This window comes from Rheinheimera sp. D18, from assembly GCF_004345025.1.
Lineage (GTDB): Bacteria > Pseudomonadota > Gammaproteobacteria > Enterobacterales > Alteromonadaceae > Alishewanella > Alishewanella metallidurans.
The window spans coordinates 691,585-704,848 of record NZ_CP037745.1 but is presented as its reverse complement, the minus strand read 5'-3'; the positions used below and the strand labels follow the sequence as shown (position 1 = coordinate 704,848).

14 protein-coding genes are annotated in these 13,264 nt (G+C 45.0%); all 14 read left to right on the top strand.

Going from position 1 to position 13,264, the window contains the following annotated elements; all coding sequences use genetic code 11:
• The first annotated feature begins 80 nt into the window (after positions 1–80).
• The 14 genes from leuS to E0Z06_RS03300 all read left to right on the top strand — a co-directional run bounded on the left by leuS (position 81) and on the right by E0Z06_RS03300 (position 13,256).
• Entirely contained in the window at positions 81–2,672 is a 2,592-nt protein-coding gene (leuS, locus tag E0Z06_RS03365; RefSeq protein ID WP_132581889.1) for a leucine--tRNA ligase, read from the top strand.
• Position 2,673: 1 nt separating this feature from the next.
• Positions 2,674–3,153 (top strand): LPS assembly lipoprotein LptE, encoded by a 480-nt coding sequence (gene lptE / locus E0Z06_RS03360; protein WP_132581887.1) that lies wholly within the window; start codon positions 2,674–2,676, stop codon positions 3,151–3,153.
• A gap of 19 nt (positions 3,154–3,172) precedes the next feature.
• Positions 3,173–4,222, top strand: coding sequence for a DNA polymerase III subunit delta (gene holA, locus E0Z06_RS03355; protein WP_132581885.1), 1,050 nt, complete (start codon positions 3,173–3,175; stop codon positions 4,220–4,222).
• Positions 4,215–4,865 (top strand): nicotinate-nucleotide adenylyltransferase, encoded by a 651-nt coding sequence (nadD, locus tag E0Z06_RS03350; protein WP_132581883.1) that lies wholly within the window; start codon positions 4,215–4,217, stop codon positions 4,863–4,865. The genes holA and nadD overlap by 8 nt, the downstream gene beginning before the upstream one ends.
• Positions 4,866–4,927: 62 nt before the next feature.
• Positions 4,928–5,248, top strand: coding sequence for a ribosome silencing factor (gene rsfS, locus E0Z06_RS03345; RefSeq protein ID WP_132581881.1), 321 nt, complete (start codon positions 4,928–4,930; stop codon positions 5,246–5,248).
• Between the two features lie 6 nt (positions 5,249–5,254).
• Positions 5,255–5,725 carry a 23S rRNA (pseudouridine(1915)-N(3))-methyltransferase RlmH gene (rlmH, locus tag E0Z06_RS03340; RefSeq protein ID WP_132581879.1) on the top strand — a complete coding sequence of 157 codons (471 nt, stop codon included), beginning with the start codon at positions 5,255–5,257 and terminating at the stop codon, positions 5,723–5,725.
• Between the two features lie 2 nt (positions 5,726–5,727).
• Positions 5,728–7,596: a penicillin-binding protein 2 gene (gene mrdA, locus E0Z06_RS03335; RefSeq protein WP_207903136.1), complete on the top strand. Its 1,869-nt coding sequence runs from the start codon at positions 5,728–5,730 to the stop codon at positions 7,594–7,596.
• Positions 7,589–8,707, top strand: coding sequence for a rod shape-determining protein RodA (gene rodA, locus E0Z06_RS03330; RefSeq protein WP_132581877.1), 1,119 nt, complete (start codon positions 7,589–7,591; stop codon positions 8,705–8,707). The genes mrdA and rodA overlap by 8 nt, the downstream gene beginning before the upstream one ends.
• Positions 8,707–9,519: a septal ring lytic transglycosylase RlpA family protein gene (locus tag E0Z06_RS03325; protein ID WP_132581875.1), complete on the top strand. Its 813-nt coding sequence runs from the start codon at positions 8,707–8,709 to the stop codon at positions 9,517–9,519. The genes rodA and E0Z06_RS03325 overlap by 1 nt, the downstream gene beginning before the upstream one ends.
• A gap of 46 nt (positions 9,520–9,565) precedes the next feature.
• A complete protein-coding gene (locus E0Z06_RS03320; protein ID WP_132581873.1) occupies positions 9,566–10,723 on the top strand; it encodes a serine hydrolase in 1,158 nt (385 codons plus the stop codon).
• A gap of 95 nt (positions 10,724–10,818) precedes the next feature.
• Positions 10,819–11,100, top strand: a complete 282-nt coding sequence (ybeD, locus tag E0Z06_RS03315) for a DUF493 family protein YbeD (protein WP_132581871.1) — start codon at positions 10,819–10,821, stop codon at positions 11,098–11,100.
• Between the two features lie 81 nt (positions 11,101–11,181).
• A complete protein-coding gene (gene lipB / locus E0Z06_RS03310) occupies positions 11,182–11,856 on the top strand; it encodes a lipoyl(octanoyl) transferase LipB (RefSeq protein WP_132581869.1) in 675 nt (224 codons plus the stop codon).
• Positions 11,849–12,814 carry a lipoyl synthase gene (lipA, locus tag E0Z06_RS03305; RefSeq protein WP_132581867.1) on the top strand — a complete coding sequence of 322 codons (966 nt, stop codon included), beginning with the start codon at positions 11,849–11,851 and terminating at the stop codon, positions 12,812–12,814. Before lipB ends, lipA begins: the two co-directional genes overlap by 8 nt.
• Positions 12,815–12,896: 82 nt before the next feature.
• On the top strand, positions 12,897–13,256 hold the full coding sequence (locus E0Z06_RS03300) for a PilZ domain-containing protein (RefSeq protein WP_132581865.1): 360 nt from the start codon (positions 12,897–12,899) through the stop codon (positions 13,254–13,256).
• The last annotated feature ends 8 nt before the right edge of the window (positions 13,257–13,264 follow it).

Sequence of the window (13,264 nt, the reverse complement as noted above, 5' to 3'; positions counted from 1 at the left end):
AAACCTGGCTGCGGTATGCTATAGCTACTTTTTTGTCGCTTAAGCGGCAGCTATATTAACCCCACTTTCGGACGACCTTAATGCAAGAACAATATAACCCGCAGCAGATTGAAACCACGCTGCAGCAGCAATGGGAACAAAGCAACGCCTTTAAAGTAGTAGAAGATGAAAATAAAGAAAAATTCTACTGCCTCTCTATGTTTCCTTACCCAAGTGGCCGTCTACATATGGGCCACGTGCGTAATTACACCATAGGCGATGTGGTTAGCCGTTTTCAGCGCATGCAGGGCAAAAATGTTATGCAACCGATGGGCTGGGATGCTTTTGGTTTACCTGCTGAAAACGCGGCAATAAACAATAATACCGCGCCAGCTAAGTGGACCTACGAAAACATTGATTACATGCGCACTCAATTAAAACGCTTAGGCTTTGGTTACGATTGGAGCCGAGAGCTAGCCACCTGTAAACCCGAGTATTACAAATGGGAACAGTGGTTTTTTACCAAGTTGTACGAAAAAGGTTTGGTTTATAAGAAAATGGCTACCGTCAATTGGGATCCAGTTGACCAATGTGTATTAGCAAATGAGCAGGTTATTGATGGTCGGGGTTGGCGTTCAGGTGCTTTAGTTGAGCAACGTGAGTTAGCACAGTGGTTTATTAAAATAACGGCGTACGCTGAAGAGCTATTGCAAGACTTAGATCAACTAGATGGTTGGCCTGAACAAGTTAAAACCATGCAAAAAAACTGGATTGGTCGCTCCGAAGGTGTCGAAATTTGTTTTGACATTAAAGATGATAATAGCCAATTAAGCGTATACACCACTCGCCCAGACACGCTGTATGGGGTTACCTATGTTGCCGTGGCAACCCAGCACCCGCTCGCGCAAAAAGCCGCACAACACAACGCGCAATTAGCCGCTTTTATTGAAGACTGCAAAGGCAGCAAAATGGCTGAAGCCGAATTGGCGACCATGGAGAAAAAAGGCTGCGCTACAGGCATATATGCCATACATCCACTAACCGGCGAACCCATGCCGGTATGGGTAGCTAATTTTGTTTTAATGGATTACGGCTCGGGCGCCGTTATGTCGGTTCCCGCACACGATCAACGCGACTATGAATTTGCCAAAAAATATAACCTACCGATTAAACAGGTTATTACCCCGGCGGTTAACAGCGCACCAACCTGCGATCTAAACGAAGCCGCTTACACAGAAAAAGGTGTACTTATTAACTCGGCCGAGTTTGACGGTTTAGCGTTTGAGCAAGCATTTTCAGCAATTGCCGACAAGCTTGCAAGCATTGGTCGTGGCGAAGTAAAAGTAAACTATCGCCTACGCGATTGGGGCGTGTCACGCCAGCGCTATTGGGGTACACCAATTCCAATACTTAATCTTGCAGATGGCTCGCAAGTGCCGGTACCAGAAGATCAACTACCAGTACGTTTGCCTGAAGATGTAGTTATGGATGGTGTAACATCACCCATTAAAGCCGACCCAGAATGGGCAAAAACCACCTATAATGGCGAAGAAGCGTTTCATGAAACCGATACCTTCGATACCTTTATGGAATCTAGCTGGTATTACGCGCGTTACTGCAGTCCTGATCACGACAAAGCCATGCTTGACCCAGCTAAGGCCAATTACTGGCTCCCAGTCGATCAGTATATAGGTGGTATTGAACACGCCATTTTACATTTATTGTATAGCCGATTCTTCCATAAATTACTGCGTGATGTGGGTTTAGTACAATCTGATGAGCCGTTTAAACGCTTGTTATGCCAAGGTATGGTATTAGCAGAAACCTTTTATCGTGAGGCTGACAACGGTGGCAAACAGTGGTTTTCACCACAAGATGTTAACGTAAGCCGTGATGAGAAAGGCCGCATTTTAACTGCAGTATTAAACACCGATGGCAAGCCGGTTGTAGCATCAGGCATGAGTAAGATGTCGAAATCAAAAAACAACGGCATCGATCCACAAAAAGTTATCGATCTGTACGGCGCAGATACCGTGCGCTTATTTATGATGTTTACTGCACCACCAGAGCAAACGCTAGAATGGTCAGACTCTGCTGTTGAAGGCGCACATCGTTTTATTAAACGTATTTATGCACTGGTTAGTGACTTTATTGCTAGTGGCACCGTAGGTGACTTAAACCTGAGTGCACTAAATAACGAGCAAAAAACCTTGCGTCGTGAGCTACATAAAACCATCGCTAAAGTATCTGACGATATTGGCCGGCGTTATACCTTTAATACCGCCATCGCCGCCGTGATGGAACTAAGCAACAAATTGCAAAAAGCCAGTTTAACCACAGAACTAGACCGCGCAGTAATGCAAGAAGCCGTATTAGCACTGTTGCAAATGCTTAACCCTATTACCCCGCACGTTGCGCAGTATTTATGGGCGCAACTAGGTCAAAACACCGATATAGAACACACGCCATGGCCACAAGCCGATCACGCTGCAATGGTAGAAGATGAAAAACTGGTGGTCGTTCAGGTTAATGGCAAGGTACGCGGTAAGGTAACTGTAGCGGCTAGTGCAGACCAAGATACGGTATTAACAGCAGCTAAGGCTGACGACAATGTTGGCCGTCACCTTGAGGGCGTCAGTGTGCATAAAGTTATTTATGTACCGGGTAAATTATTGAACTTGGTGGTGGGCTAATATGGCCCGCTTTAGCGTTATATGCCTGCTGTTTAGTAGTATATTACTAAGCAGCTGCGGCTTTCATTTGCGCGGCGATTTACCGCTAAGCCACTTTTCGGCAATGTATATTCAAAGCCAACGCCACTCTGAGCTTGCCGCATTGCTCAGCGCAAGGCTCGAGTATAATAAAGTACAATTACTTGAAAGCTATCAAAAGTCGGCGCCAATGCTTCATCTAATTAACGACACATTAGAGCGCCGTACGCTGTCATTGTTTTCAAATGGGCAGGTTGCCGAGTACGAACTGATTTACAAAGTACGCTACGCGCTAACCATGCCTGACGGTGAGCCCTCAGAGTATCAGTTTGAGCTATTTCGCGATTATCAGGACGACCCAAATCAAGCATTGGCTAAAGCTAAAGAGTTAGATCTTATGCTTGACGAGCTACGCCAGCAAGCCGCGAACCGCATTATGCGCCAGCTGGCTCGACTGCACTAATGCAAGAACAGGCTTGCTGATGCAAAAACTGTACGCAAATCAGCTACCGGCGCACTTAAACAGCTCTCTAGCCCCCTGTTACCTGCTATTTGGTGATGAACCACTGCAAAAGCTTGAAGCTATCGACGCAATTCGCGCGGCGGCAAAACAACAAGGCTATGCCGAGCGCATCAGTTTAACAGCCGATGCGCAATTTGATTGGCAAGAGCTAAGTAATGAGCTCCAAGCCATGTCGCTATTTGCCGAGCGTCGTCTGATTGAACTTGAGCTGGCACAGCAAAAGCTGTCACCTGCAGCGAATGAACAACTAAAAGCGCTACCTCAGCAATTACACAGCGATATTATTTTGCTTATTCACGGCGACCGCAGCCACAGTGAAGTCAGTAAGCTAGCGTGGTTTAAACAATTACAAACCAACGCGGTGCAAGTACCTATATACCCACTGGATGAACGCCAAAGTCAGCAATGGCTGCGCGACCGTGCGCGGCTGTTACAATTGCAGCTAAGTAGCGATGCCTTAACCTTATTACAGCAACACTGCGCCGGTAACTTATTAGCTGCGAGGCAAGAGCTAGAAAAACTAGCGCTGGCTAATATGCCTCAGCCATTAGATGCTAATGCATTAAACACATTTTTGGCTGATTATTCTAACTTTACTGTATTTCAACTTGTGGATGTAATTTTGCAAGGTCAAGCAGACGACGCATTGCACCGCTTACATCGATTATGTCAGCAAGATACTGAACCGGTTATTATTGCGTGGCAGTTACAAAAAGAAATATTGCAGTTACGTCAGTTACAGCTGGCCATACAGCTACAACAAAACCCCAATGATCTATACAAAAGCATGGCAATTTGGCCTAAACGCCAACCGCTATACCAAGCGGCACTAAAACGCTTATCATTGAACTGGCTCGACTATTTATTACAAGAGCTAGCAGCATTTGACCGCTTGTATAAAAGTGGCCAGCTAAGTAATGCAGAAGTTGCACTGGCGCATTTAGTTACGTTGTTTATTAAACCTGTGCCTAAGGTATTCTCACTGCAACAACAGGCCAGTTATGATTAAGCATATCGGTATTTTAGGTGGCACCTTTGATCCAGTACACTATGGCCACATAAGTTGTGCCAACTATGTACAACAACACTGTGGGTTAGATGAGGTGCGCTTAATGCCTTGCCATCTGCCCGCACACCGCGAGACACCGGGGGTTAGCGCTGAACAACGCGCAGTCATGGTAAAACTGGCTATTCAGCTTTATCCAAAACTACAACTAGAACGGCTAGAACTAGATAAACATAGCCCCTCTTATACGATCGACAGCTTAAAGCTACTAACGGCAAATGAGCCTAACAGTCAGTTCTACTTTATTATTGGTATGGACTCGTTATGCTATTTTCGGCAATGGAAAGACTGGCAAAACATTCTTCAGTACGCACACCTTCTAGTATGCGAGCGGCCTGGCTATAGCGCGGATGACGGCGACGCACCATTTATGCTTAGTCACTATGGGGTTACAGATATTAAGTTACAGCGCCAAGCTAAAGCTGGCTGTATTTTAGTACTGAAAAATCCGCTAGCCGATATCAGTGCTAGTGAAATCCGCCAGCAGCTTCGTCAGCCATCGCTCAACATTACTAGCCTTTGCACAAAAACTTTAGATCCTGCTGTATTGAACTATATTCAAACACAACAACTCTATCAGGCGTAAGAGCTATCTACTGGCTTAAACTATGCTAAAATGCCGCTTTTTTAACTCGCAGAGGAATTAGGGTGCAAACAACCGAGCTGGTAAGCTTTATTCAGGACAAAATTGACGACATGAAAGGCCGTGATATCATAACCTTAGATGTTCGGGGTAAATCAAGTGTTACTGACTTTATGATTCTGTGCTCAGGCACATCTAACCGTCATACAAGATCTATTGCTGACTATATTGCAGCTGAAGTCAAAAAAGCGGGCATTGAAACGCTAGGTATCGAAGGTCAAGGCTCAGGTGAATGGGTATTACTCGATCTAGATGATGTCGTAGTGCACGTAATGCTAGAAGAGAGCCGCAATTTTTATCAATTGGAAAAACTGTGGAGTGCCTAAGCCAGTATGAAGTTAATACTGATCGCTGTTGGTAGTAAAATGCCAGCGTGGGTGCAAAGCGGCTATGACGAATATGCTCGCCGCTTTCCGCGCGATATGCCACTGGAACTGATAGAAGTTCCGGCCGGAAAACGCGGTAAAAATGCCGACATTAAGCGCATTTTAGAGCAAGAAGGCGAAAAAATGTTGGCTGCCGTACCACGAGGTAGCAAAATAGTGACGCTAGAAGTCACCGGTGAAACGTGGAGCAGCCCCCAGCTATCAACTAAATTAACAGACTGGCTGCGTGACGGTAGAGATGTGTGCTTATTAGTTGGCGGCCCTGAGGGCCTTGCGCCAGCGTGTATTGCGGCAAGTGAGGCTAAGTGGTCATTATCAGCCCTAACATTACCACATCCACTGGTTCGCGTGGTATTGGCAGAAAGCCTCTATCGCGCTTGGAGCATTTGCACTAATCACCCTTATCATCGCGAGTAAAGATGTTAAAAAAGCGCGTAGCCATTCAAGACTTTGCTGCCGAAGCCCGACTGTTTAATCACAGAGCGGTAGTTGCAATGCTAGTCGTGGTACTGCTTTTTTGTATCATTATTTTTAACCAATACCAGCTGCAAATTGTATCTTATCAAGATTATCAAACCCGCTCTGAAGACAACCGTATTAAAGTCGTCCCCATGGCGCCTAATCGCGGCCTTATTTTTGACCGCAGCGGTATTTTACTCGCCGAAAACCGGCCGGTATTTTCACTAGAACTAGTACCCGAACAAATTAAGGATATGCCGTCAACGCTTGCCGCCATCGCAGAGTTGATTGAACTTAATCCGGAGCAAACCGCTTCATTTTTAAAGCAAGTTAAAGCCCAGCGTCGCTTTAATAGCATTGCGTTAAAAGAACAACTTAATGACACCGAAGTTGCCATAATAGCGGCCAACCAACATCGTTTTCCGGGGGTGTCGGTTGAAGCCCGTTTAAGCCGCCACTATCCATTTGGCAACTTATTTACCCACGCACTGGGGTATATTGGCAAAATAAACGTGCGTGAGTTACAACAACTTGAAGCTGACGGCGAAGCACCGAACTACGCCGCTAGCCGGGACATTGGTAAAATTGGCCTAGAGCGTTTTTATCAGCGAGAACTGCACGGCACCATGGGATATCAAGAGGTTGAAGTAAATAACCGCGGTCGCTTAATTAGAGTATTGCGCTCGGTGCCTGCGATATCCGGCAAAAACATTCATTTGGGTTTAGATGTCGGTTTGCAGCTTACTGCGCAGCAAGTACTTAAAACACAACGAGGAGCTATTGTTGCCATGGATCCGCGCGATGGCGCAGTACTGGCGTTTTACAGCAACCCAAGTTATGACCCTAATTTGTTTGTGCTTGGTATCAGCTCAACTAACTATAACGAATTACTCCACTCTCGCGATCGACCGCTGATTAACCGAGTAACCCAAGGTACTTACCCACCAGCATCCACCATTAAGCCGCATCTCGCATTACTTGGTTTAGAAACTAATACCATTACGCCCACAACCAAAATTTGGGATCCAGGTTATTTTATGCTACCCAACGTTGACCATCGTTATCGCGACCACCTACGCTGGGGTCATGGTTGGGTTGATCTTTACCTAGCCATTACGAAAAGTTGTGATACCTTTTTTTATGAGTTAGGGGTTAAGTTAGGCATAGATCGTATTTCTGATTACATGGGTAAAATGGGTTTTGGCGAAAAAACAGGCGTTGATATTCTAGAAGAAAATAGTGGCATTATGCCATCGCGAGGTTGGAAACGCGCTAAACATAATCAGCCATGGTATCAAGGCGATACAGTACCACTAAGTATTGGCCAAAGTTACTGGACTACAACGCCATTGCAACTGGCCGTTGCTACCTCAGTGATATTAAACCACGGCGAGCGGCCAACGCCTCATCTTGTTACCGCCTTTAGTGATGAACAAGCTAAAGTACCAAACTTGCCTGATTTAACCCCAGTTATAGAAGTGGTGAACATAAAAAATTGGCAGGTAATTATGGATACCATGCATCGTACGGTAAAAGAATTAGGTGGCTCAGCCCATAAAGCTTTTATTGGCAGTACCTATGATGCTGCAGGCAAAACCGGTACTGCGCAATTAGCCGCTATTGCCCAAGATGCAAAATACGATGCCAATGCCATTGATGAACGCTTACGAGACAATGCGATGTTTATTGGTTATGCGCCCTTTGATAACCCCACTGTTGTTATCGCGGTTGCCCTAGAAAACGCCGGCGGCGGTGGTAGTAATGCTGCGCCGATTGCTCGTCACATATTAGATTATTATTTTTCTGCTGGAGTAAACAGCAATGACTAAGCTGTTTGATAATTCCACCCGACAAAGCACATTAACGCAATTTCATATTGACGGGCCCCTGGTACTGGGTCTGCTAGCATTAGTGAGTTTTGGTTTAGTTATTCTTTATAGCGCATCTGGTCAAAATATCGCCATGATGCAAGGGCAAATAATTCGACTGGGTATCGCAATGGCGGTAATGATTGCCTTAGCACAAATTAAACCACAAACACTCAGGCGCTGGTCAATGCCGTTATTTCTTGTCGGCTTAGCTTTATTAGTCGCGGTATTAATGGTTGGTCACATTGGTAAAGGCGCACAGCGCTGGTTAGACTTAGGCTTTATGAAGTTTCAGCCGTCAGAAATAATGAAATTAGCCGTGCCTATGGCTGTAGCTTGGTTTATTGCCACACATAGCCTACCACCGAAAATTTGGCACTTAGTCGTTGGCGTTATAATGTGTGCCGCGCCTACACTACTTATTGCCGTTCAGCCCGACCTTGGCACCTCAATCCTTATTGCCACCGCAGGTGTATTTGTCTTGTTTATGTCAGGTATGAGCTGGCGTATTATCATTTTTGTTGCCAGCATTATTTCGGCTTTTTTACCGGTGCTGTGGATCTTTTTGATGCACGATTATCAACGTCAACGCGTACTGACCTTTCTTAATCCAGAGAGTGATCCACTGGGTTCTGGCTATCACATTATTCAGTCAAAAATAGCTATAGGCTCAGGCGGTTTAGACGGTAAAGGTTACTTGCAAGGCACTCAGTCGCAATTAGAGTTTCTACCTGAGCGCCATACCGACTTTATTTTTGCCGTAATTAGTGAAGAGCTTGGTTTACTTGGCGTGTTAGTGTTATTAGCTTTGTATTTATTTATTATTTACCGCTGTATGGTTATTTCTAGCCAAGCTCAAGATAATTACAGTAAATTAGTTGCCGGCAGCTTTACACTAACGTTTTTTGTCTATGTTTTTGTTAACATAGGTATGGTATCGGGTTTATTACCTGTGGTTGGCGTGCCCTTGCCGTTAGTAAGTTATGGCGGCACTTCAATGGTAACGCTAATGGCTGCATTTGGTATCATTATGTCGCTAGGCACTCATAAACGTATATTGGCAGCACCCTAATGAAATATCTTGTTATAACCCTAGTTAGCCTTTTTATACTGACCGCTTGTAGTAGCACGCGCCAACCGTCGGTAACCAGTGCGCCAGAACCTAACGCTGGGCGTTATCAGCAAAATAAAGACAGTATTCCGCAGCGTTTACCCACTTTATTAGAAATGACCGATCCTACACCACTGGCTGAACCATTAAGCCGTGGAGGTAACAAACCATACAATTTGTTTGGCCAAGATTACAGCCCGCTAATTAGCGCCACAGCACATGATGAAGTTGGTATGGCTTCGTGGTATGGCAATAAATTTCATGGTCACCTGACGTCAAATGGTGAAACCTACAACATGTTTGCCATGAGCGCCGCTCACAAAACCTTGCCTCTGCCCTCTTATGTTAAGGTGACTAACTTAGATAATAACAAAACGGCTATTGTCAGAGTTAATGACCGCGGGCCATTTCATCGCGATCGCGTTATTGATTTATCTTACTCAGCAGCAAATAAACTCGGCATGTTACAACTAGGTACAGCCAGAGTTAAGCTTGAACTGTTACAGTCACCGGCTATGTTGGCGCAAGCAACTAAGCCAGAACAATGTTTTATTCAAGTTTTCGCCAGTTCAGACAGTGCCAAATTAAATAAATTACAACAACAGTTGCATCAACAACAGGCATTACCTACAGAGATTAAGCCCGCCAGTGGAATTTTCCGCCTGTTGGTTGGTCCTACTACGGACAAACAGCAAGCTCAGCGTTGGCTTAATCAATTAAGAGCGGGTAGTTTCCCGTCAGCTTATTTTGCTGACAGCACACTGTGCAGTTAATCGCTGTATTAACCATCATTATCAATAAAATATAAGAACAGGTCTCATGAATAGTTATTGCCATATTTTCTCTGCCGCCGCCCTTACTTTTGCTAGTATTAGCCTAACTGCCCAAGCACAAACTATCTTGCCTTCTGCGCCTGAAGTTGCCGCTAAAGGGCACATACTTGTCGATTTTGATACAGGTAAGGTATTAGCAGAAAATAATGCAGATATGTCATTAGCCCCAGCTAGTTTAACTAAAATGATGACTAGCTATGTTATTGGTACAGAGCTGAAAAAGGGCAATATTACTAACGCCGACATGGTTACTATTAGCGAAAATGCGTGGGCGAAGAATTTCCCTGGTTCATCGCTGATGTTTATTGAAGTCGGTACCCAAGTTTCAGTCGCTGATTTAAACAAAGGCATTATCATTCAATCGGGTAACGATGCTTGCGTCGCCATGGCAGAACATATTGCTGGTAGCGAAAGTGCCTTTGTTGACTTAATGAATGCTCATGCTCAACGTTTAGGCATGCACAACAGCCGCTTTGGTAATGCACATGGCTTACCTAGTGCGGAAAACTTTTCTACACCACGCGATATGGCGCTATTATCAGCGGCATTAATCCGTGACGTGCCCGACGAATACGCCATCTATTCAGAAAAAGAGTTTACCTACAATAAAATTAAACAATACAACCGTAACTCACTATTATGGGATCGCAGCCTAGAAGTGGACGGCATTAAAACTGGCCATACTGACGAAGCGGGTTTTAGCTTAATTACCTCGGCCAAACGTGACGGCATGCGTTTAATCTCAGTAGTTATGGGTACCAGCAACGAGCGCGCACGCCAAACCGAAAATAAAAAGTTACTCACTTACGGCTTTCGCTTCTTTGAAACTATTGTGCCTTACGCTGCAGGTAAAGAGTTTGCTGAACAGCAAATTTGGAAAGGGAAGCAAGATAAAATCAAACTAGGTATTTTACAAGACGCACAGGTAACCATAGCCCGCGGTCAGAGCAAAAACTTACAAACAGATTTCACCTTGAATCAACAACTGATTGCCCCCATCAATAAAGGGCAACAGGTTGGCACTGTGTATTTAAAACTTAACGGTGAAGATATTGCTACCTACCCTTTAGTCGCGCTTGAAGATGCAGCTGAAGGCGGCTTTTTCAGCCGAATGATTGATTCGATTAAAATGCAGTTTAATTAGTAAATCTGTAGGTTAACGTATCAAGTCCCGGCAATGTTCGGGACTTTTTGTTACAATAAACGCGGATGTAATAGCCCCGCGATAGTGAGATAGCCATGGCGCATGAAGTAAAAGACACTAAGTTTGATGAATATCTTGAGTTTCCTTGCTCATTTAACTTTAAAATTCTCGGTGTGGCTCACGAAAATCTCGTCGACCACATAATGACGGTTGTGCGTCAGCACACTGATGCGGGTGATTACAGCCCCATCGTTAAACCTAGTAGTAAAGGTAATTATCACTCAGTTACAGTAAATGTTACTGTTACCAGCAAACATCATATTGAACTGCTGTACACTGAGCTTGGCAAAATAGAACTGGTGCGTTACGTACTCTAAGGTAGTACCACCTGCAGTGCCATTCGTATTATCGTGATAAAACGGTATAATACCGCGCATTTTAAATACGCCGGATCCTAGATGAACGCAGTTTCAGACATAGCCGACCAGCTTGTAGTACGAGAGCTTGGCGTACAAGACTACACTACGGTGTGGCAAGCCATGCAGCAGTTTACCGATCAGCGTAACGCTACCACGCTAGATCAGCTCTGGTTATTAGAGCATTATCCAGTGTTTACCCAAGGCCAAGCCGGTAAAGAAGAGCACCTGCTGTTTCCTGGCGATATTCCTGTGGTTAAGGTAGACCGAGGCGGTCAAGTAACCTATCACGGCCCAGGTCAGCTTGTGGTGTATGTATTGCTGGATTTAAAACGTCGTAATTTAGGCGTACGCCAATTAGTCACTATGCTTGAGCAAGTACTAATCCAACTATTATTGCCATACGGTATTCGCGCCTATGCCAAAGCAGACGCCCCAGGCGTATACGTTGATGAGGCTAAAATAGCCTCACTAGGCCTTAGAGTACGCAAAGGCTGTACGTTTCATGGCTTAGCATTAAACGTAAATATGGATTTAACGCCATTTTCTCGCATTAACCCTTGTGGTTATGCCGGTATGCAAATGGTACAGAGTAAAGATTTAGGCGGCCCGCAAAATATTGCCGAGGCCAAACAGCAAATAGTGCAGTGTTTTTTGCAGCAATTGAATGTCGCAACACCGCAGCACACAACAGGGTTAGACTGGCAAAATGACTAAAACTGCACGCATGGAACCTGGCGTTAAACTGCGCGACGCTGAAAAAATGGCGCTTATTCCAATAAAAGTACTGCCAACAGAGCCTGAGCAAATGCTGCGCAAGCCAGAGTGGCTGAAAATTAAACTGCCAAAAAGTTCTGAACGTATTGATCACATCAAGGGTGCATTACGCAAACATGGCCTGCATTCGGTATGCGAAGAAGCGGCCTGCCCAAACCTGACCGAATGTTTTAACCACGGTACGGCCACCTTTATGATTTTGGGTGCTATTTGCACCCGCCGCTGCCCGTTTTGTGACGTTGCTCATGGCCGTCCATTACCGCCTAGCGCAGAAGAGCCAGAAAAACTTGCATTAACTATCCGTGATATGAAGTTAAAATACGTAGTTATTACTTCAGTAGATCGTGACGATCTGCGCGACGGTGGTGCCCAGCATTTTGCTGATTGTATTAGTGAAATTCGCCAACACAGCCCACAGATTAAAATTGAAGTGTTAGTACCCGATTTTCGCGGCCGGATGGATACGGCATTAGACATACTGACGCAAACACCGCCAGACGTGTTTAACCATAACCTAGAAACCGCGCCACGCTTATACAAGCTGGCACGGCCAGGTGCCGACTATAAGTGGTCGCTACAACTATTAAAGCGCTTTAAAGCCGCACACCCGCAAGTGTCTACCAAGTCGGGTTTAATGGTAGGTTTAGGTGAAACTACTGAAGAGCTAATTGAAGTGCTAAAAGACTTGCGTGAGCACGACGTAGACATGCTTACCGTAGGGCAATATCTACAGCCGAGTAAACACCACTTACCCGTTAAGCGTTATATGCCACCGGCAGAGTTTGATGAAATAAAACGTATTGCTTATGAGCTAGGCTTTAAACACGTCGCCAGTGGCCCATTTGTGCGCTCAAGCTACCACGCCGATCGCCAAGCGGCTGGTGAAGATATTAGTTAAGTAACATCAGTTTGCGCTTCCCGTAGCGGCTGTTCTTTTTACTGAAAGCCGCTATTCTTCTTATAGTGTTATAGGAGATGCAATGAACAACAGACGTTTTAGCCGGGTAAATTTTAAGGGCAAGGCTCATCTTGATATCGGTAACCAAAGCTTGGTAACCGATGTATTAGATCTCTCGTTAAAAGGCGCACTTGTTACGAAACCCAGCAACTGGCCAACTGACGTAGCTTCATTGCTCCAGTTACGTATTCAACTTGAAGATTTACCTATAGAGCTAGCCATGACCGTTAGTGTTGCGCATATGTCAGACAGTTTGATTGGCTTGCACTGTGAAAAAATAGATATTGATAGCGTATCGCATTTACGTCGCTTGTTAGAGCTTAATCTTGGTGATGCCGACTTACTAAGTCGCGAATTATCCGAGTTAACCGAGCATCAATAATGGCTTCA